16 protein-coding genes are annotated in these 20409 nt (G+C 73.3%); 6 read left to right on the forward strand and 10 right to left on the reverse strand.

The features are described from left to right. Positions 1-50 precede the first annotated feature (50 nt). Positions 51-2279: a LuxR C-terminal-related transcriptional regulator gene (locus ACRWNP_RS14095; protein WP_431961522.1), complete on the forward strand. Its 2229-nt coding sequence runs from the start codon at positions 51-53 to the stop codon at positions 2277-2279. Here the strand turns inward: ACRWNP_RS14095 and ACRWNP_RS14100 are convergent. Continuing rightward, positions 2252-3766 (reverse strand): 4-hydroxyphenylacetate 3-hydroxylase family protein, encoded by a 1515-nt coding sequence (locus ACRWNP_RS14100; RefSeq protein WP_431961524.1) that lies wholly within the window; start codon positions 3764-3766, stop codon positions 2252-2254. The two genes, ACRWNP_RS14095 and ACRWNP_RS14100, sit on opposite strands and share 28 nt — an antisense overlap. 157 nt (positions 3767-3923) lie before the next feature. On the opposite strand from ACRWNP_RS14100, the gene ACRWNP_RS14105 reads away from it, so the two are divergent. Both ACRWNP_RS14105 and ACRWNP_RS14110 read left to right on the forward strand, forming a co-directional pair. After that, the gene (locus ACRWNP_RS14105; protein WP_431961525.1) at positions 3924-6749 is read left to right on the forward strand and encodes a helix-turn-helix transcriptional regulator; all 2826 of its coding nucleotides are present in this window, start codon (positions 3924-3926) and stop codon (positions 6747-6749) included. 612 nt (positions 6750-7361) lie between these two features. Further along, a complete protein-coding gene (locus ACRWNP_RS14110) occupies positions 7362-7955 on the forward strand; it encodes a malonic semialdehyde reductase (RefSeq protein ID WP_431961550.1) in 594 nt (197 codons plus the stop codon). Between the two features lie 152 nt (positions 7956-8107). Here the strand turns inward: ACRWNP_RS14110 and ACRWNP_RS14115 are convergent, their stop codons facing one another. Beyond that, a complete protein-coding gene (locus tag ACRWNP_RS14115; protein ID WP_431961526.1) occupies positions 8108-9076 on the reverse strand; it encodes an ArsR/SmtB family transcription factor in 969 nt (322 codons plus the stop codon). A gap of 182 nt (positions 9077-9258) precedes the next feature. Here ACRWNP_RS14115 and ACRWNP_RS14120 point away from each other — a divergent pair, with 182 nt between their 5' ends. Next, positions 9259-9729 carry a peptidoglycan-binding domain-containing protein gene (locus ACRWNP_RS14120; protein WP_431961527.1) on the forward strand — a complete coding sequence of 157 codons (471 nt, stop codon included), beginning with the start codon at positions 9259-9261 and terminating at the stop codon, positions 9727-9729. Between the two features lie 283 nt (positions 9730-10012). Here ACRWNP_RS14120 and ACRWNP_RS14125 read toward each other — a convergent pair whose 3' ends face one another. Continuing rightward, positions 10013-11503, reverse strand: coding sequence for an FGGY-family carbohydrate kinase (locus ACRWNP_RS14125; protein WP_431961529.1), 1491 nt, complete (start codon positions 11501-11503; stop codon positions 10013-10015). Positions 11504-11984: 481 nt separating this feature from the next. Between ACRWNP_RS14125 and ACRWNP_RS14130 the strand changes: the two genes are divergently transcribed. After that, positions 11985-12740, forward strand: a complete 756-nt coding sequence (locus ACRWNP_RS14130; RefSeq protein WP_431961530.1) for a lysophospholipid acyltransferase family protein — start codon at positions 11985-11987, stop codon at positions 12738-12740. A 93-nt stretch (positions 12741-12833) separates the two neighbouring features. Here ACRWNP_RS14130 and ACRWNP_RS14135 read toward each other — a convergent pair whose 3' ends face one another. The 5 genes from ACRWNP_RS14135 to ACRWNP_RS14155 all read right to left on the reverse strand — a co-directional run bounded on the left by ACRWNP_RS14135 (position 12834) and on the right by ACRWNP_RS14155 (position 18040). Continuing rightward, positions 12834-13568 (reverse strand): DinB family protein, encoded by a 735-nt coding sequence (locus ACRWNP_RS14135; RefSeq protein WP_431961531.1) that lies wholly within the window; start codon positions 13566-13568, stop codon positions 12834-12836. Positions 13569-13829: 261 nt separating this feature from the next. Then, the gene (locus ACRWNP_RS14140) at positions 13830-15068 is read right to left on the reverse strand and encodes a L,D-transpeptidase (RefSeq protein WP_431961533.1); all 1239 of its coding nucleotides are present in this window, start codon (positions 15066-15068) and stop codon (positions 13830-13832) included. A gap of 26 nt (positions 15069-15094) precedes the next feature. Next, positions 15095-15892, reverse strand: a complete 798-nt coding sequence (locus tag ACRWNP_RS14145; RefSeq protein ID WP_431961534.1) for a L,D-transpeptidase family protein — start codon at positions 15890-15892, stop codon at positions 15095-15097. Positions 15893-16247: 355 nt separating this feature from the next. Next, positions 16248-17477 carry a CU044_5270 family protein gene (locus tag ACRWNP_RS14150; protein ID WP_431961535.1) on the reverse strand — a complete coding sequence of 410 codons (1230 nt, stop codon included), beginning with the start codon at positions 17475-17477 and terminating at the stop codon, positions 16248-16250. Beyond that, positions 17474-18040 (reverse strand): RNA polymerase sigma factor, encoded by a 567-nt coding sequence (locus ACRWNP_RS14155; RefSeq protein WP_431961536.1) that lies wholly within the window; start codon positions 18038-18040, stop codon positions 17474-17476. Before ACRWNP_RS14155 ends, ACRWNP_RS14150 begins: the two co-directional genes overlap by 4 nt. A 265-nt stretch (positions 18041-18305) precedes the next feature. Here ACRWNP_RS14155 and ACRWNP_RS14160 point away from each other — a divergent pair, with 265 nt between their 5' ends. Further along, entirely contained in the window at positions 18306-18476 is a 171-nt protein-coding gene (locus tag ACRWNP_RS14160; protein ID WP_431961537.1) for a hypothetical protein, read from the forward strand. A gap of 50 nt (positions 18477-18526) precedes the next feature. On the opposite strand, the gene ACRWNP_RS14165 is transcribed toward ACRWNP_RS14160, so the two are convergent. Both ACRWNP_RS14165 and ACRWNP_RS14170 read right to left on the reverse strand, forming a co-directional pair. Continuing rightward, entirely contained in the window at positions 18527-18973 is a 447-nt protein-coding gene (locus ACRWNP_RS14165) for a nitroreductase family deazaflavin-dependent oxidoreductase (protein WP_431961551.1), read from the reverse strand. 475 nt (positions 18974-19448) lie between these two features. Beyond that, positions 19449-20114, reverse strand: coding sequence for a pyridoxamine 5'-phosphate oxidase family protein (locus ACRWNP_RS14170; RefSeq protein ID WP_431961539.1), 666 nt, complete (start codon positions 20112-20114; stop codon positions 19449-19451). Positions 20115-20409 lie beyond the last annotated feature (295 nt).

The raw sequence follows: 20409 nt of genomic DNA on the forward strand, positions 1-20409 counted from the left end.
TCGCCGGGCACCGGGGGACCCCGAACCGTCCGGCCCCGGTGGGAGGCTCCGTGCACACCATCCCCGCGTACAAGCTCCACCCGCCCGCGCGGCCACGGCAGTTCGTGCCGCGGCCGCGGCTGCTGAGCCTCCTGGACGCCGCGGCGGAACCCGTGGTCGTCGTCGCGGCGCCGCCGGGCGCCGGGAAGAGCGTGCTGCTCGCCGAATGGGTCCGCGCCCTCCGGGCCCGGGACAGCCGGGTGGCGTGGCTGGAGCTGGACGCGTACGACAACACCCCGGCGCGGCTGTGGGCCGGGATCCTCACGGCACTGCGCCCGTTCCGGCCCGGGCTGCCCACTCCCCCGCCCTCAGGGGCGTGGACGCTGGAGGTCTGGGTCGAGGACCTGCTGCCCCGCATCCTGGCGGCGCTGGCCGACGGATCGCCGCTCACCCTGGTGCTGGACGGGGTGGACGGGCTCACCGACCACGCGGCCCTGCGCTGCCTGGGGGACCTGCTGAGCGCGCTGCCCGACGGCATGAGGGCCGTCCTGGCCACCCGTCATCTCCCTGGGGCACCGGTACCGGCGCTGCGCGCCCGGGGGCTTGCCGCCGACCTCGGTGCGGACGCGTTGCGCTTCACTCCCGGGGAGGCGGCCGCCCTGCTGGCGAGCCGGTCCGGCGGCCCGGTGGGCGAGCGGACGCTGCGCGAGCTGTACGAGCTGACCGAGGGATGGGCGGCGGGCCTGTGCATCCTGGCGCGCACGCGCGCCGCCTCCGAGGGCGGAGCGCCTGTCGGCGACGGGGCCCGCGCCCTCGCCGATTATCTGGGCACCGAGGTCCTGGACCGGCTCACCACCGAGCAGCGCGCCTTCCTGCTGCGGACCAGCGTCCTGGACGAGCTGAGCCCGGGGTCCTGCCACGCCGTCACGGGCAGCGACCACGCCGGAGTGCTGCTGCGGGAACTCGCGCGGACCGTTCAGCTGCTCGTGCCCTCCCGCACTGGTCAGGGGGCGTACCGGCACCACCGGGCGCTGCGTTCCGTGCTGGCCGGGGTCCTGGCCGCGGAGCAGCCCGGCGGGGCCGCGGCGCTGCACCGCGCGGCCGCGCTCTGGTACCGCGAGCAGCACCGGACGACTCCCGCCGTACGGCACTTCGTGCGGGCCGGCGACTCCGTTGACGCGGTCACGACCGTCCTGCGGGCCTGGGAGGAGGCGCTCGCCGCGGGCCGGACCGCGGACGTCGCAGGGTGGCTCGGCATGCTGCCCGCCCGCGCGGTCCGTACCGACGCACGGCTGTGTGTCGTGGCGGCGATGACCGCGCTGTGCGAGGGCGACCCCGAGGCCGCGGAGCGCTGGCTCGACGTGGCGCGAGCCCGGCCGTTCGAGCCGGGCTCCGTGGGGGAAGGAGGCACGGTGCCGCAGGCCGCGGCCGTGGCCGATGCCCTCGTCCGCTGTCTGCGCGGGGAAAACCCGGTCCTGCTCTACGGTGAGGACGCGGGCGGTCCTTCCGCGCTCACCGCGTGGCGGGCGCTGGCCTGTGTCGCCCAGGGCACCGCACTGCTGTGGCAGGGGCACATGGCGGAGGCGGACGCCCGCCTGGCCGAGGCGGTCCGCGACGCGCACGGCGCGCGGCACACGCTGGTGCTGGTCCGCGCCCTGGGCTCGCGGGCGCTGTGCGCGTATCTGGCCGGCAACCCGGAACGGGCGCGCACCCTGGTGGAACAGGCGCTGGACACGGCCCGAGGCGAGGGTCTGACCGGTCACTTCGTCGCCGCACCCGCCCTTCTGTGCCGGGCGGGGCTGCTGTTGGAGGACCGCGACCGCGCCGAGGCCGCCGAGGCTCTGGCCGGCGCGACGACGGCACTCGCGGGAACCGTCCACGGCGGCGAGCCGCACCTGCGGGCCCTGGCCGGTGTCATCGCGTCAGGTCTGCCGCGCGGCCTTCGCGGCACCGTACCCCTGCCCGCCCCCGGGTCAGGCGGTGCCGTTCCGGAGGTACTCGGCGGTCTGCTGGAGCGCCTGCGCACGGCCCGGCCCGCGCCGGCCGCCCCGCTGCCGCGGGCGGAGGATCTGTCCCCCGGGGAGCGCCGGATCCTGCGCGCGTTGTGCGGTCCGCTGACGCTGCGGGAGATCGCCGCCGAGCTGCACGTGTCCCGCAACACGGTGAAGACACAGGTCAGTGCGGTCTTCCGAAAGCTCGGCACGCACAGCCGCAGCGGCGCGGTGGCCCGGGCCCGGGAGTGCGGTGTGCTGCAGCCCGGGCCCGGCACCGGCTACGAGGCGTCCTGCCGGCGGGCGTAGTCCGCCTGCGCCGTGTACGCGGTGTCCTGCTCCTCGGCGGCGCTGTCGATACCGCACACCTTCCGGGCGAGGTCGGCGATCGGCCCGCTCGGGGACAGCTCGGCGCGCTTCATGGTGAGCGTGCGGATCGCCAGCAGCGGCGTGCCGTTGAAGTTCTCGAAGGTGCTGATGCGGTCGCCCCAGTCGGACAGGAACAGATCGCGGATCACCCGGCTGATCTTCAGCCGGTCGTGCGGCCTGCCCACCGGGCCGGTCTGCAGTGCCTCCAGCCACGGCCGCAGCTCCGGACGCTGCCATTGCCCCTCGGTGGGGAAGATCAGGGACGCCCGGCCGGCCAGGTCGATCACCTCGTTGACCATGCGGGCGATGTTCTCCAGGTAGTACGCCCGGCCGTAGTCGAACATCAGGACGTTCGGCTTGTACAGGCCGCCCGGGGTGGTGAAACCCTCGTCCTCGCAGGCGAGCACATGCGCCTTCAGGGTCTGGTGGAACCCGGCGAACTGCGAGATGCGCGCCTGCACCGGCGGCAGCTGGTAGGTGCCGATGTGCTCGGTGATCAGCAGGGCCAGACCGAGCATCAGCTCGGCGCGCACCATCTGCCGCACCAGCGCCTGGTAGTGCAGCCAGTCGAAGACGCGCTGCGGGTACAGCGCGGCGTGCTGGGGGTTGCCGATGTGGAACACCCGGTCCCAGGGGATCAGCACGTCCTCGAAGAGGATGACGCTGTCCAGCTCGTCGCCCTGCGAGGCGAGCGGGTGCTCGACGTCCTCGCCGTCGCGGACGTTGCTCTCCCGGCAGATGATGGTGACGCCGGGCGCGTTGGGCGGCACCGCGCCGAAGATGACCTGCTCCGGCTGGATGCCCGGGCGGTAGAACACCCCGATGTGGATCCAGTCGCCGAAGGCCGCGCCCGTGCCGATGGCCTTCACTCCCCGCACGGTGATGCCCTCGTCCGAGGTGTCCACGATCCGCAGCGCGGGTGACTCCGCCTGGGCGGACTCCCGGGATCGGTCGGTCTGCGGGTCCACGAAAGCCGGCGTCGTGTTGAGGTCGCCGTCCCGCACCAGTTCCCAGAAGTCGCGGATGCCCTCGGTGAGGTCCCGGCCTCCGGTGCCCACGGCCTGGCTGCTCCACGGCTCCGGGTCGTCGACGTACGTCAGCAGGACGTAGTTGTTGACGTCGGGGGTGCGCGGGGTGGCGCCGCCGCCCAGCTCACGCAGCACGGTCTCGATGTAGCGCCGCTTGCGCTTGAGGTCGTCCTTGCTGCGGTGCCGGAACCACGTCATGGACCGCCGGACGCCGTCCTCGTCCACGAACGTCATGACGTCCTGAAGGTCCGGGCGGTGGTGCAGGTCGTAGAACTCGGCGATCCGCCGGGCGTACGCCCTGGTCTTCGGGTGCGTGGCGACATTGTCGACGAGCTCGTCGCCCACCCACAGCTTCCGGCCGTCGTCGAGCGCCGCCAGGTATTCCTTGCCTGTACGCACGTCGTGCTCCTTTCCGGGACACGCGGTCTGGACGGAGGCAGCCTGCGCCCCAACAGGGTGAGAGCGAGCCCCTCCGCGGCACATCACCCCGGGTGAAACCGCCGGTCACAGGCTCCCCAACATTGAGGGGGCCGGGTCCGTGCGGCACGATTGCGGCATGCACGATGCGGTCTCCGGGACGACGCACTCCCCCCACCTGAGGGGCCGCGACGACGAGATCGCCGCCCTGCGCGCGGCCCTGGACGGGGTACTCCGCGGTGAGGGCACGTGCGTGCTCGTGGAGGGCGCGTCCGGTACCGGCAAGAGCGGACTGCTGAGCCACCTGGCCGAGCTGGCGGGCGCGGCCGGCTTCGACGTCCTGTGGGTACGGGCCGACGAGCTCGACCAGTACGCCCCGCTGGCCGCGCTGTACTCCGCGGTGCACGGCCCCGCCGCCGGCGCCGGCCGGGCCCCCGACGTCGCGGGCGACCGGCGGCTGTGGCTGCTGGACGGCATCACCGACGCCCTGGAGGAGCGCTCGCAGCGCGCCCCGGTGGCGGTGCTCGTCGACGACGCCCAATGGGCGGACCCGGCCACCTTGTTCGCCCTGCGGACGCTGCCCGGCCGGCTGGCCGCGTCCCGGGTCCTGTGGGTGATCGCCGTACGCTCGGGCGCCGAACGCGCCGACGTCACCCGGATGAGCCGGACGCTGCGCGACCGGGGAGCCCGGACACTGGCCCTCGGGCCGCTCCCGCCCACGGCTCTGCGGCAGCTGGCGGCGGACGTCCTCGGGGCGACGCCCACGCCCGCCCTGTCCCGGCTGCTGGACGGCAGCGCGGGCAACCCCTTCCTGGCGATCGAACTCCTGCACTCGCTGCGCGACGCCGACGCGGTCGGGATCCACGGCGGCACCGCGACTGCCCTGACCGAGGAGATTCCCGCCGGATTCCGGCGCAGCGTCCGGGAGCGGCTGGACCGGCTCCCCGAGGACGCACGGCATCTGCTGCGGATCGGCTCGGTACTGGGCCGCACGTTCGACCTCGGCACCGTCGCCAAAATGCTCGGCAAGCCGGCCGGAGGGCTGCTGTCCGCGGTGGACAGCGTCCTGGGCGCGCAGCTGCTGGTCAGCGCGGACCGCCGATTCGCCTTCCGGCACGACCTCATCCGGCAGGCCGTCCACGACGACCTCCCGCTGCCGGTGCGCGTGGCCCTGCACCGGGAGGCGGCCGACGCGCTGCGCGACGGCGGCGGGGACCGGGCGGAGATCGCCTGGCACCTCGTCCTCGCCGGCGGAACCATCGACGACGCCTCCGTGCACACGCTGACCACCGCGGTCCGGGAGTTGTCCCGGACCGTCCCCGGATCCGCCGCCGACCTCGCGCGCCAGGCCGCGGACCTGCTGCCCGCCCATGACCCGCGGCGCGTGGATTTGCTGACCCACGCCGCCGAACTCCTCGGCTGGACCCGGCGGGTCAACGAGGCGCTCGAACTGGTCGACGCGACGATCTCCGACGGGCCGGCACCCGCCCAGGAGGCGGCGCTCCGGCTGGTCGGCGGCGAGATCCACCAGGCGGCGGGCGACGACGCGGCCGCGATGACCCACCTTCGGCAGGGCCTGCGGCTGCCCGGCCTGCCCGAGGACCTGCGCGTCCGCCTGCTCAAGGCCAAGGCGACCGCCCACATCCACCGCCGCGAGATCGCGGCGGCCGAGGAGACCGACACCGGGCTGGTCGAGGCGGCGTACCGCAGCGCCGATCCGGCCGTCGTCGTCAGCGCCGTGGTCTTCCAGTCGCAGACCGCCTTCTACCGCGGCCGGCTGACCCGTGCCCTCGAACTCGCCGAGGACGCCACACGGCGCGCCGCCACGACAGCCGACGGCCTGCGGCTGCGGCCGCCCCGCATCCCGGCGCTGTGGCTCGCCATCGTCCTGATGTCCACCGACCGGCTGGAGGACACCGCGCGGGTCCTGCGCGAGGGCCGGCGCGCCGCCGAATCCCTGGGCCTGGGGTGGTCGCTTCCCCACTGGCACGCCTGCCGGGCCATCGCCCTGCTGGAAGGCGGCGCCCTGGACGACGCGGCCGTGGAGGCCGAAGCCTGCCTCACCGTCGCCGCCGAGCTGGAGACGGCCCGCGCGGTGCCCCTCGCCCGCGCCGTCCTGGCCCTGGTCGGCACCGCCCACGGCGACGTCACCCAGGCCGCGGCCCATCTGCGGGCCGCGGCGGCGTCCACACCCGGCGGCACGCCCTACGGTCCGTGGACGGCGCTCGCCCACGCCCGCGTCCGGCAGGCCCAGGGCCACGCCGCGGCGGCGGCCGAGGCACTCGGCGCCTTCCACGCCGGGGACCGTACGGCCTGGCTGCTGTCGCTGCCCCCCGGCCACTGGCCGGCGCTGGCCCGCACGGCACTGCGCGGCGGGGACCCGGCGACGGCCGAGGCGGTGGCCGCGGTCGTACGAGCCGTGGCCGAGGAGAACGCGGGCCAGAGCGTCGTCCTGGCCGTACGGGACCACATCGAAGGACTCCTCCACGACGACCCGGCGGCACTGCGGGCGGCCGTCGCCGGGCATCGTCTCGGGGGCCGTCTTCCGGCGCTGGCCGCGGCCTACGAGGACCTGGGCGCGGTCCTGGCCGCGACGCGAGGTCGTGGCGATGAGGCGGTCGAGGCGCTGGAGGAGGCAGCGCGCCTCACCGCCGCGAGCGGGGCCGTGCACGACCACGAACGTGTCCGGCGTCTCCTGCGGGATCTCGGGGTGCGCGCCTCCGGCATGCCCCGCCGCGCGGCCGCCACCTCCGGCTGGGAGAGCCTGACGGAGTCCGAGCTGAAGGTGGTCCCGCTCGTCGCGGAGGGACTCACCAACCGGGCCATCGCGGACCGCCTCTACGTGTCCGTCCACACCGTCAACACCCATCTGAAGCACGTCTTCACCAAGCTCGGCATCAACACCCGTGTGGAACTCACCCGGTTGGTGATGGAACGGACCCGCACCGGCACCGGCCGGGCCTGACGACGCGGGCGGCCCGAGATCCCTTGAATGGGCGATGTCCGCCCCTGCCACCGCTCCCGATGCTGATGACGGGCAGGCCACCGGTCCGGTGGCCGCTCCGCTCAGTTCCGGGAGTGAGTGACCATGACGACCGCACACGGATACCGCGGCTCTCTCCAGGCCGTCGTGGCGGCCGGCGCGGCACCTCACGGCTACACCCTGGCCCTGTGGACGGCCACCGCGGTCACCACGTCCGCACGGGACACACCGTCCGCCACACAGGCGCTGGCGCTGCTCACCGGCGCCACGCTCACCTACGTGGCGGTCGGGGCCGCCGCCCACGGCGGCCCCGGCCGGCCACTGGCCCGCACGGCACCCCCGGCCGGCCCCGTCTGGGCCGCTCTGCACCTGCCCACGGTCGCCCTCGGCGCCGTGCTCAGCGCACTGCTGGCGCAGGTCCTGTCGGGCCACCTGCTGTGGGGGCTGGTGGGGGCCACCGCCACCGGCGTGTACCTGCTCGGCGTGGGCGCCCAGTTCCGGTGGGCCGGGACCGGCAGCGCCTCACTCCCGTCACCCGTACCGACCGTACGGACCGCACCGACCGCACCGACCGCACCGACCCGAGGAACCGCCATGACGCTCGTACTCGACCCCGCCGCACAGAACCTGCTCTTCCGCGAGGCACGCACCGCCAACACCTTCACCGACACCCCGGTCACCGACGAGCAGGTCCAGGACATCTACGACCTGGTCAAGTACGGCCCGACCTCCATGAACCAGCAGCCGCTGCGGATGGTCCTGGTCCGCTCCGACGACGCCCGGGCGCGCCTGGTCCGGCACCTGGCCGAGGGCAACAAGAAGAAGACCGAGACCGCGCCGCTGGTCGCCCTGCTCGCCGCCGACAACGAGTTCCACGAGCAACTGCCGACCGTCTTCCCGCACTTCCCGCAGGCCAAGGACGTCTTCTTCGCCGACCGCACGGTCCGCGAGCGGTCGGCTGCCCTCAACGCCGCACTACAGGTGGGCTACTTCATCATCGGCGTCCGTGCCGCCGGCCTCGCCGCCGGCCCGATGACCGGCTTCGACGCCGAAGCGATCAACAAGGAGTTCTTCCCCGAGGGCGACCACAGCGTCCTCGCCGTCGTCAACATCGGCAACCCGGGTCCGGACGCGTGGTTCGCGCGCAACCCGCGACTGGCCTACGACGAGGTCGTCTCCACCGTCTGACGCCGTACGACCAAGAGGCTGCCCTCAGGCCCCCGGTCCTGGTCCCGGGGGCACCTCACCACGTCAGGGTCGGCGAACCCCGACCGGCAGTGCCCGGCGCCTGTGTGCCGGGACGGCGACATCCGGGCCGCGCCCACGTTCTGCGACCGGACCTAGCGTGCGGCGGCGTCGTTGCGCAGGAGGGCTTCGCCGAGTGGGCTGAGGGCGTGCAGTACGGCCGGCCCGGTGCGCGTGGTGGTGATCAGGCCGGCGTTGCGCAGGACTGACGTGTGCTGACTCGCGGACGGCAGGGAAACGGCCGCACGCTCGGCAACCGTGGTGGTGTTGGCGGGATGACGGACGGCGGCCAGCACCGCGGCCCGCGTTCGTCCGAGCAGGGGGCCGAGCACGTCCGTGCTGACGGCGGCCGACTCCCCGGCGTGCATGGGGTAGACCAGGACGGTGACGTCCTCGGGCCGGTACATCAGCGCCGGGCCCCCGAAGTAGGAGGGCACGAGGACCAGGCCCCGCCCGCACAGGGGGACCTCGACCCCCTTGCCGCCCGGCCAGGGGACGTGGAGGTACGGGGGTTCCCACCGCCAGCGGGTGCCGAGTGTGGCCAGCAGGCCGTCGACGCCGCCGCGCAGCAGTGTCTCCGACCGTAGTGCCCGGTCGGCGGCTGCTTGCGCCTGGACCTGCGGCCACCAGTCGGCCAGGCCGGAGCCGAAGTAGCGCCGCACGTCCCTCGCCAAGTCCCGTCGTGCCTGCGCTGTGCCCTCGGCCAGCTCTTCCAGCCGGCCGTGGGCAGGTACGGGCATGGGCAGCTGGGCGATGTCAGCGGCCAGCCGGTCAACGGGCGTCCGCGCGACCACTGCGACGCCGGTGTCGAGATCTTCCGACAGCGTCATGAAGAAGTCGGGCAGGAATCCTTGACGAGGTACCAGGTCACGAAGGATTCCGGCCCGTGCGGCCGCCGTGGCGCGGTGCCGCTGATACCACCGGTCACGCCCCGGGCGCGTCCCCAGCCCACCGGTGGGCCCGGTCCGCAGCAAGCGCACGCTGAGGACGGTCTCCTCCAGTGCCGCGGGGGCAGTGAGCGTGATGTTGCGCAGGTCGGCCGGCGTGAACTCCAAGCGCATCATGCCGACCGATCCTGACCTCGCCGGAGCCTTTTGGCGAGTCCTGAAAGGCATCGCGGCTTGATCCGTAGCACAAGAGACTCATTCCCGGCTGCCCGGCGACATGCCGGCGGCCGCAATCAGGGCCGCGACATCGCGCCCTGGACCCACGCCCACCGCATCGCACCCAACGCGAAGGGGAACCCATGCGTTCCAACGTTCTGACCAGGGCGCTCGTCGGTATCACCGCTGTCGTCGGGATGGCGGCCGGCGGACTCGCCGGTGCCACGACCAGCAGCGCCGCCCCCGCTCCGGCGGCCTCGGCAGCAGTCGCCTCCTACGGCACCGTGACCCCGCTCGCGGTGGTCAACCTGGGCCTGAGCACCACACAGGGCAGGTACGTGCAGTGCTGGCTGAAGTACGGCAACTACGGTTACACCGGAGCACTCGACGGACAGCTGGGCACCGAAAGCTGGAAGGCGTTCCAGCGCTACCTCAAGGCCGCCTACGGCTACACCGGTGCCATCGACGGGATCGTGGGCAGCGGTACCGTGACCGCTCTGCAGCGGCTGTTGAAGGCCCACTACGGCTACACCGGCGCCATCGACGGGGTGGCCGGGTCAGGAACGCAGGCCGCGTTCAAGACGTTCGCCAACGCTCAGAGCGCGTTCTGCTGAACCCCGCCACCCGCACGCGCCGGCGGTGCCGGGAGCACACGGGCTGCCGCCGGGGTGTGCCGGCGGCAGCCCGCTCGCGACGTGCGGTCGCGCGGTGCGCGATCAGCCTCTTCGCATGCTGCGCACCGCGCGGCCCCCGCGGCCCGGCCATCCAAGGCGAGCGGGAAGTCGCACCGGGCGGCGAACGTCACTGTGCCGGCTGAGGCCGAGGCGGCGGGGGCCGGCGCAGGCCGGTGCCTGCTCCGCCGCCGCGAGTACCCGGACCCCGAGCGCGTCGCCGCCGTCATCCGGCGCCCCCGATTCCGCCCGCTTCGCGCTGGAGCCGTGCGAGGGCGTGGACCGTGTCCCGGGTCGCCGGATACAGCTCCCTGTACAGGCTGTGCAGCCTGTCGTAGGCGGCCCCCGAGACCGGGTCCGGTACGCGCTGTTCGCGCACCGGGTTCCACGTCCCGGTCGCCACCTCACCTGCCAGTCCGGCGGCGAGCCGGGCGGCCCCGTAGGCTGCGCCGACGGTGACGGTCGGAATGTCCTGGGGCAGCCCGGTGACGTCGGAGACGATCTGCGTCCACAGCCTGCCCTGTGTGCCCCCGCCGACCCCGACGACCCGCTCGATGCCGGCGCCCGCGCGGCGCATGGCCTCGATGTTGTGGCGTACACCGTGGGCCGTCGCCTCCAGTGCGGCCCGGTACAAATCGCCGCGGGTGTGCTCGACGGTCAGGCCGGCGATCAGCCCGCGGGCGTCGGGGTCGGCGATCGGTGTGCGTTCGCCGGCGAAGTACGGGAGCATCGCGAGACCGCGTGCGCCGACGCCGCTTTCCGCCGCCTCCGCCAGGAGGTCCGCGCGGTCGGGTGAGCCGAAGAGGCCGCGCAGCCACTCGGTGACCGCGCCGGAGGTGGCCATGCCACCGGCGAGAGAGCGCGTGCCGGGGTGGGCGCCGACGGTGCTCCACAGCTCGGGCACGCGCACCTGCCCGGTGACGGTGGCGATGAGGAACATCGTGGTGCCGTACATGAGCATCAGGTCGCCAGGTCGTGTCGCGTCGACGCTGACGGCCTCGGCCCAGGCGTCGATCGTTCCGGTGAGGACGGGCGTTCCCTGCCGGAGGCCGGTCGCCGCTGCCGCCTCGGCCGTCACCGTGCCGGCCTGGTCACCGGGCCAGCGCAGCTCGGGGAGGTCCGCGTGCGGCCAGACCGCCTCGGCCCAGGGCCGGTACCAGTCCTGCGCGCGGGTGTCGTAGAAGGGGACGGACTGGCTGGCCGAGTGGTGATCGAGCACGTAGGCGCCGGTGAGCCGGTGGGCGAGGAAGGAGGCCGGCATGAACAGCCGCCGTGCGGCAGCGAACACCTCCGGTTCGTGCTCGGCCACCCAGGCCACCTTCGGGCCCACCGCCTGCGTCGACAGCACGCTGCCGCACCGGTCGAGGACGGACCGGCGGCCGAGTTCGGCGTCGAGGCGGGCGATCTGCGCGGCTGCCCGCGTGTCCACACCGTAGAGCATGGCGGGGCGCAGCGGCCGGTTCGCGGCGTCGGCCAGTGCGACGCAGGGGCCCATGCCGCTGACGCCGACCGCCTCCACGGGCGGGCGCCCGGACAGCAGGTCGCGGGTGATGCCGCGGAACTCCTGCCACCACACCTCGGGGTCCATCTCCACGTGTCCCGGTCCCGGACGGGAGACGGTGTGGGTGCGCACCGCGGTCGCGATCACCGTGCCGGAGTCGTCGACGAGGACGCCCTTGCTGCTGGATGTGCCGATGTCGACACCGAGGAATGCCATGTCCGCATGTCACCACACGGGTGTGCCGTGACGCCGGACAAGCGGCACGGGGGGTGGCGTCGTGCCCCCTGCTCCCCAGGGCTTCACACCGCCCTCGTCAGGGCGGAAGATGGCCGGAACGCGACGGCCCGGTGTCCCGCGCGGCCGTGCACCGAGGTGCCACCGCGAGTCGAGTACGCGCTGACCCCCATAAGGCCGAGCCCCGTTCCGCCCGCCCTTGTTCTCGGGCTGGGCCACCGAGCACATCACGGAGACCGAGGCAGGCAGGGCCGCCTGCGGGGAACGGCCATGACCTCCCCGGAGCCGGGTTGATCGTTGCGCCATGCAGCAATTAAGCTCTTGCATGGTCAAGTACATTGTCGGCCTTCCCCGACCGGGACCGTCCGACGAGGACACCTGACACTCCGCCGGTCTGCCACGCACCGGGGAACGACAGGAACGAGCGGCCGATCGGCGCCGCCATAGTGAAGGAGGACCCGGGGTGTCCGGCAGATCGCGCAATCCCTACGGTTTCTGGTACCGGCTGGCCGCGGCCATCGCGAAACCCGTCCTGTTCGTCCTGGTCAAGCGCCGGTGGCGCGGGCACGAACACATGCCCACCGAGGGCGGTTTCATCACCGCCGTCAACCACATCTCGTACTTCGACCCGCTCACCTACGGGCACTTCCAGTACAACAGCGGCCGGCCGCCGCGCCTGCTCGCCAAGGCGTCCCTGTTCAAGATCCCCTTCGTCGGCATGGTGCTGCGCAAAACCGGTCAGATCCCCGTCCACCGCGGGACCGCCGACGCCGCGCTCGCGCTGCGGGACGCGATTGCCGCCGTCAGCAAGGGAGAGTGCGTCGCGGTCTACCCGGAGGGCACCGTCACGCGCGATCCGCAGCTGTGGCCGATGACCGCCAAGACCGGTGCGGCGCGGATCGCCCTGACGACCGGCGCGCCCGTCATACCCGTCGCCCAGTGGGGCGCCCACCGGATCGCCCCGCCGTACGCGCGCGGCGGCCGCGGCAACCGCCGTGTGTGGCTGGTGCCCCGTCAGACCGTGCACGTCGTGGCCGGACCTCCGGTCGACCTCAGCCGTCACCACGGCAAGGCGCTCACACCGGACGTCCTCAAGGACGCCACCGAGGACATCATGACCGCCATCACCGCGCTGCTCGCCGACATCCGCGCCGAGCAGCCGCCCGCCGAGCGGCACTCCATGCGCGGTGCCACGTCGCGGCGCGTCGCTGAGGGGTGACCCCGCTGCGCGTGCCGGTCGCCACTCCGGCCGGGCAGGTTCCGCACGCCCGCGAGGAGGTGCCCGAGAACGCGCCCTTCCTGATGGCGAGGATCAACCGGTGAGGGTGGCGGAGGGGCCGCCCTTGGACCGCCACAGGTCGCGCAGCAGCGCGATCTCGGCCATGTGGTGGATGAGTTCCAGGTTGGCCCCCGCGAGTACGTTGACGAAGGGCTCGTCGGGGTCGGAACCATACGGGTACTGCGAGAAGCCGACCGTGTCGAGCTGCTCTTCGGTGACGGCACCGACGCTCTCGCGCCAGCGGTCGATCACCGCCCAGAAACGCTCGAGTGCCGTCGCCGCGGAAGGCGTGAAGTCGACCAGCAGCTTGGGCTCCTGCCGTCGTTGGCCGAAGGTCCACTCCCATCCCCCGGCGAAGCAGAAGTGCAGATGACCCAGGCGCCAGGCGATGGTCGTGACGGGCGCGTCGTCGGGCTCCGGCGGCCCGGTGTGGGCCAGGACCTGCTCGACCCGCTCGACGCTCACGCTCCAGTCCTCGGCGATCTTGTCGACGGTCATGCCGCCGGCCGCCTGCCGGGCGACCTCCGCGTACTCGCTCGCCGGGATGTCCGGGGCGCCCAGGTCGAGCACCCACTCCCCTGGCCCGAACGCCCTGGGTGTCGTCGCCTCGTCCCGGCGCCGTATCGACCAGCAACCGGGTACCGGCTCCCACAGGTACTCCTCGTCGCGGAGGCCCGCGAGACGTACCCGGGCCATCTCCCTGGCGTGGTCGAACTGGTCGAGCAGTAAGCCCAGACGGTCGATGCGTGCGCCGCCCCCTGCCGCCATGTGTCCGGCTCCCTTCGCGCTGGCGTCTCGTATCTCACTCCGCTCATGCGGAAGCTAACGACTCTCCCCACGGGGCGCCATCGGTTTCCCGGCCCGTGGCCCGGCGCGGCATGCCTCCCGACGTGCTTTCAGCGTTCGGATTCGGACGCGCGTGTCGACGGCGGCGCCCTGGCCTCTGACGGGGAGTTGGCGTCGCCGGGGTCCACGTCCCTGTGGGCCCGGGGCATCGAGCGCGGCTCCGGTCCGGGCCCCGCCACCGCGTCAGTCGCCCTGCGCCAGGGCCGAGCCGGCCTTCCACTGCTCCCAGGGCATGTTCCAGCCGTTGAGGCCGTTGTCGGGGGCGATCGTGTGGTCGTGGGAGTGCCTGACGACGACCACGTCGCCGATGAGGGAGTTGTCGTAGAACCAGGACGCGTCCTGCCCGGGGTCGCCGCCACCCTGGACGTCGTTCAGCCCGACGCAGCCGTGGCTGACGTTGGAGTTGCCGAAGACGGAGTCCCGTGCCCAGTAGTTGCCGTGGATGAAGGTGCCGGAGGTGGACAGGCGCATCGCGTGCGGGACGTCGGGGATGTCGTACTCCCCCGGGTATCCCACGGTGGCGCCGTCCATACGGGTGGAGATGAGCTTCTGGGAGATCACCATCTGCCCGTTGTACGTGGTGCTGCCCGGCGCGCCGGAGGTGATCCGGATCGTGCGGATGGTGCGGCCGTCGCGGACGACGCGCATGGTGTGCGTGCCGGCGTCGACGGTGGAGACCTGGCTGCGGCCGACGGTGAAGCGGAGGGTCTTGTCCTGGGTGCCGTAGGCGTTCGCGGCGCCCTTCACGCCGTCCAGGCGCAGTCTCAGGGTGACTTGGGCGTGCGCCTTCCAGTACGTCTCGGGGCGCAGGTCCAGGCGCTGGTCGCCGAACCAGTGGCCCACGACCTCCTGGCCGCTGTCGCTGGTGACGCGTATGGCTCGTTCGACGGCCTTCTTGTCGGTGACCGGCTTGTTGAAGTTCAGCGACACCGGCATGCCGACGCCGACGGTCGAGCCGTCCTCGGGGGTGAAGGTGCCGATGAGGCGATCGCCCTTCGTCAGCGTGGTGAAGGACAGGCTCCGGGTCTGTCCCTTGCCCGCTCCGTCCGAGGCGTGGACGACGAGGCGGTACGAGGTGCCGTACGCCAGGGTGGTGTCCGGGGTCCAGCGGCGGTGGTCGCCGGACACCGTCCCGCGTACCGGGTCTCCGCCCGCGGTGGTGAGGGTGACGGAGGAGATCCTCCCGCCGGAGACCTCGACGTCGCCCGCGCCGCCGACGGACGCGTGGCGGTCGCCGTCGGCGGCGCCCGTGGTGAGCCGGAAGGCTGCCGCCGCGGCCCGTGGCCCGGACGAGGACGCCTTGGACGTCGCCGTCCCCTGGGCGGCGGGCGTGGTGGGGGGTTGCTGGCCGGCGCAGGCGGTGAGCACCGACGCCCCGACGACGGCGAGGGCGATCACGGTGCGGTGGGGAAGAGACGACACGCTTACTCCTGTGGACCGCGGAACTGTCATCGGGCGAGAGAGGCCGCGTCGCCCATGACGACGACGGGGTGGTCGGCGGGCTTCAGGGCCCGCAGCAACTGCTTCATGTGCGCCTTCGAGATGCTGACGCAGGCATGCGTGGGGCCGCCGTGGTCGACGTGGATCCAGATGCCGCCGCCGCGGCTCGCGCCCATCGGCTGGGCGCCGTCCATCGGCGACGTACCGGGCTGCCGGTTGTAGTTGATGGCGATGACGTAGTCGAAGGAACCGGCGAGGGATTCGCCCTCGAAGCCGGTACCGCCGATGGAGAAGGCGCCGGACCGGTGGTAGGGCAGCTCGGTGCCGGGGTCGGCCAGCCGTCCGCCGGCGTCGGTGAGGCCGAACACCCCTATGGGGCTGTGCAGATCGCCCGCGTAGTGCTCGTCGGTCCAGCCCTTGTAGCCGTTGTGCGCGTCCCACACGGCTCCGGGACGCCAGCCGCCGTCGACGCGCTCGTAGAGCACGACCTTGGATTTCGCGGACTTCTTGCCGGCTCCCGTGACCAGGACGACCTGGCGGGTGCGGTCCGGGATCTGCGACAGGGTCTCGGGGCCGAGTCCGGGCAGCTCGGCGGGGTATTCCGGCTGCGGCCCGGCCGTTTCCCGCGGCGGGGCGGGAGCGGCCGCCGGCTGCCCGGTCGCCGGGCCGGCGGCGTCCTGGACGACCGAGGCATGCTCAGGGGCCGGGCTGGGACTGCCCTCGGGTATGTGGTGGTACGCGGCGATTCCCAGCGCGGAGACGATGACCGCCGCGGTCGTGGATATGCAGGGCCTGTGGAGGCGCATGGGCGCGGGCTTTCTGAAGAGGACGGGAACATCGGGGGAAGCCCCGGTGGCGGGGCTCGCGGTTGCGGAAGATGCGGCACGCCTGGCATCGCCGCCCATGTGATGGGCGCGGTCCTGGGCCGCGGTGGTGGTCTCACACCCGTTGAACCGGGCGGACTCCAGTTCGGGTTGCCCGGATGTCGGGGACCGGCCGGGTCGGTGCGCGGCGGCCGGGTCGGTGCGCGGCGGCCGGGCATGTCAGCCGGCGGCCGGGGGCGCGGGGCATCGCCCGGAGACCTGCCGCGTCGCGTCAGCGGCAGATCTCCGGTGCGTCAGTCGGTGCGCGCCGGGGGCGAGTCGCCGCCCGGCTCCTGGTTCAGCGTCGGGCGTTCTTCGGCGCGGTGATCTGCTGCTCGCCCCAGCTCATCCGTGTGGTCGCCGCGTAGTTCACCGTCGTGCCCGCGTCGAGACCCCCTTCCAGCGCCCTGGCCGACGGTTCGACCAGCACGAGCTCGTCGCTGAGCATGGCGCCGGTGGACGGGTCCACGACCAGCCGCTGCCGTGTGGTCCCCAGCGGCCCCCGGTAGGTGACGGGGAAGTCGACGCCGACGCCCACGCGTCCCAGAGGATCGGTCACATGCCCGGTCACCCGTACTCCGGGCAGATCCGCCATCACCCGGTATGCGGCCGCCCGGACGGCCGGCTTCACGGGCATCGTGACGAGGTTGCCCGCCTGGCGCAGGATCCAGGCGCCGCGGTCGCCGCTCCCGGTGTCGGCGCCGTTGTCCTGCGCGTAGAGACGCTCCAGGTAGTGCCGCAGGGCTCCGCTGGTGGAGGGCAGCGCACGCAGGTCCTTGTAGGAGGCGTTGTGCGGGCCCACGGCATAGATCTTGTCGTCGACGTTCGTCCGCAGGACCGTCGGCCGCCCGGTGCCCATCGTGTAGGCGATCGTGCCGGTCCCGGTCTTGTTCCCGACCTCGACCGGCACCGTGCGGGGGGAGCCGGCGGCGTGCCAGCGGGCCTCGTCGGCCGCGGTCAGGGGCTCGGTCACGGAGTCCAGGCCGGAGACCATCAGGCTGCCGGTTCCGGGGCGCACGCCCACCGACCATTCGTCGGTCGACGTGTGGCGCACGGCGAAAAGGTGGCCCTCCTCGCCGGCGACGTCCACGTTCTGCGAGCGTGTGGTGGTCTGCCAGTACGTTCCCTCGGCGACCGAGGCCTGCGCGTTCTCGGCCGCGCTGAGCAGTTCGATGTGGCCGTCGGCGCGGAGGTCCGCGCCGGTGCTCGGGACCTGCGTTCCGGCGGTGGACCGAGGGTGTGCGCTCGGCCGGTCGGCGGGCTGCTGCCAGTCGACGGTGCTCACGGCCACCACGGACGCCGCCACGGCCGCGAGGGCCGCGGCACCCAGCGGCCGGAAGCCGCTTCCGCGGCGGGGCGCGAGGAAGCGTGCCGCGCGGCCGTCGGTCGGTCCGGCGACGATGCGCGCGAGGTCCTCCCGCTGTCGCGCGGGGTCCACCGGCCGGGACGGGTCGAGTTCGTCGGGCCGTGCGTCCGCGAGCACCTTCATGACGTCGGGCCGCCCGGACGGCCTGTGGGAGTTCTTCACGCGGGTGCTCCTTCGCGGTGGGTGGGGTGCGGGGCCTTCGCCGGAGGTGCGGACGGGGGCTCGGCGGCGGGTGACGACTCCATGGCCCTCTCCAGCCGGCGACGGGCCCGGTACAGCCGGACGGTCAGCGTCGCCGTGGTGCAGTCCAGGACCTGCGCGGCCTCCTTGGCGCTCAGGCCGTGCCAGGCGATCAGCGTCAGCAGTTCCCGGTCGCCCTCCGGCAGGCCGGCCAGGGCCTGCAGCGCGTTGTGCCGTTCGGTGACCTCGGCCGCGACGTCACCGGCGTCGGTCCGGGCGCCGCTGCTGATGCGCTGCGCTTCCCCGGCGGCGAGAAGGTACTGGTGGGCGTCCCGGCGGCGTAGTTCGCGCACCAGGTTGCGGGCCACGCCCAGGAGCCACGGCAGTGCCGGATGGGGAATGTCTCGCACCCGCCGCCAGGCGACGGTGAACGTCTCGCTGGTGATGTCCTCCCCTACCTGCCGTCCTACCAGGCTGGTGGCGTAGGCAAGCACACGCGGATAGCACTCCTCGTAGACGTCCCGGAAGCGTTGGGCATGTGTCACGCGCCGTCCCCTCATCTCGCTCTCTCACCATGCAATGAGAGCGGTGGCCCGTTTCTTACATCCCGGACCGAGAAAGTCCACGGATGTGGTCCACATCACTGCGAGGGCGGCCGCGGGCCCGCCGGGCAGCGGACGGCCGGCCGCCCGCCTGACGCCGAGGACGTCCGGAAACCACGGGGGCCACCACCCCCAGCCGTAGGGAAATCCAGCCCCGCCCGGCCCGCGGCGCGGCACCTCCCCGGAACATCCGGTGCGCAACCATCACGTGCCCACTCACGAGGCGCTGGCGCGGCACACCGGCGAGGTCTTCGCCGTGATCCTGGCCGAGGAGCTGACACCGCTCGTAGGGGCCGCCACCCGCTCAGGGATGCGGTCCGCACCCACCGGGACCTCAAGTCCCGTACGACCGGGGGGCAAACCGCTGCTCATCCCGTAAACGGCGGCCGCCGCCCCGCGACCGGGGCGGCGGCCGTGCGAAGTTACGCGTCAGTGCGGCGTGGCCGCCGGCTCCAGGACGAAGACCGGGATCTCACGGTCGGTGTTCTTCTGGTACTCGGCGTAGTCGGGCCACGCCTCCACCGCGCGCTCCCACCACTGCGCCCGCTCGTCGCCGGTGACCTCACGGGCCGTCATGTCCTGACGCACGGGGCCGTCCTGCAGTTCCACCCGGGGGTCCGCCACCAGATTGTGGTACCAGACCGGGTGCCGGGGGGCGCCGCCCTTGGACGCCACGACCGCGTAGCGCCCGTCGTGCTCCACGCGCATGAGCGGCGTCTTGCGGATCCTGCCGGACTTGGCGCCCAGCGTCGTCAGCACGATCACGGGCCTGCCGCGCAGCGTGGTCCCGTCGGTCCCTCCGGAACTCTCGTACAGCTCCACCTGGTCCCGGACCCACTGCTCGGGGCTCGGCTGGTACTCACCGACCAAAGGCACGTCGTTCTCCCATCTCGGCATGCGACATCGTCACCCTCAACATCCTCACCCACCTTGCGCCTTCCCGGCGGCAATCCCGCCACGCGCCGCCGGTCCCCCTCCCGATCACCGGACGGGGCGGGCTGCCGAGGCCCTGGGGGGCGCGGGTGAAGCGCACGACGGAGGCGGGGGATCTGAGCCCCTTCGCGTGCGCGCGGAGGAGAACGTCCACGCCGCGGTCATGCCCGTGGAGACGTCGCGACCGCGCCGCGGGTGACGGAGGCGGTGAGCCGGCAGTCGGCCTGCACGCCTCATCAAGCAGGCCTGTTGCGTGCGGGGGTCATCGACCTTCGATGGGCCGATGCGTCGTGATCCCGCGCTGGGAGGCCGGTGGTCGCAGCTGCCGCGGCGTGCGGCGTTGTTCCGGTTCGTCGTCCCCGACGCGGAGGGGGAACCGGGGCGTGGCGGCGCGATCACCGCCACGGGCCGGCCCCACTCACCGGCCCCCCAGCCCGTGGTCCTCGGCGTCCGGCAGCGACCGGATGGCGCGGCCGCTCACCTCACCCGGCACGATGCGGATCCACAGCTCCCGCAGCCCCCCGGCCCAGGGCTCGGCCCCGGGACGCCGGGCGAGCGACCCCACGGCAGCGGCGTCGGTGATCCGCTCGGCGGTACCCGTCACCAGCACGCTCCAGCCGACACGGCTCGCCTCGTCGATGTGATCGGTCTCGAAGGCCAGATTCGCGCCGGCCGCGACAGCCGCCACGCCCGCCGGATCCGTCCGGTAGACGACCGTCCGCCGATCCACCAGGAAGTTGACGGGCACCAGCACCGGAGGCGCGTCCCCCGCATCCGCCGTGTAGGCCACGCGGCCGATCCCGTGCGTGCCCAGCCGATCCCAGCACTCCCCCTCGGACAGCCGCTGCAGCACCGGGCGGGCCGCGGGGCCGCCCCGTCCCGGCGGCGCCGCGCGGGAGCCCACCGCCAGCTCCTCGTAGGACACCCCCAGCACGGCGGCGAGCCGCATCAGCGCGGCGGGGTCGAAACCGGTCCCCAGTTCCTCCACCTGCCGCAGATACGTGATCGACATCCCGGCCCTGGTGGCGAGCTCCTCCCGGGACATGCCCAGCTGCTCCCGCCGCACGGCGACACGGCCGGCCACGCTTTCGCCGTCGAAGCTTTCACCCTCGAAGGAGCCTCCGCCCGTCGAGGCGGACCGGTCCGGACCACCCTGCACAGCCGCTCACCTCTTCCATCCCGTCTCCCTTCAGCGCAGCAGATCCACCAGAAGCCCGCCAGTCCAGAGACGGCGGGCGACCGCTCGCACGGCCTGCGATCCGGGGCGCTTCGGCTGGAGCCGCCGCCGAACCCGCGGTCGTTCGGTCACGTGGCCGTCGGGGTGGACGGCTCACCGACGCTCGCGCCTCGGGGGGAGGGGCCCCGGGCGGGCGGAGGGA

The sequence above is a fragment of the Actinacidiphila sp. bgisy160 genome (assembly GCF_965342435.1).
In the GTDB taxonomy this organism is placed as follows: Bacteria; Actinomycetota; Actinomycetes; order Streptomycetales; family Streptomycetaceae; genus Actinacidiphila.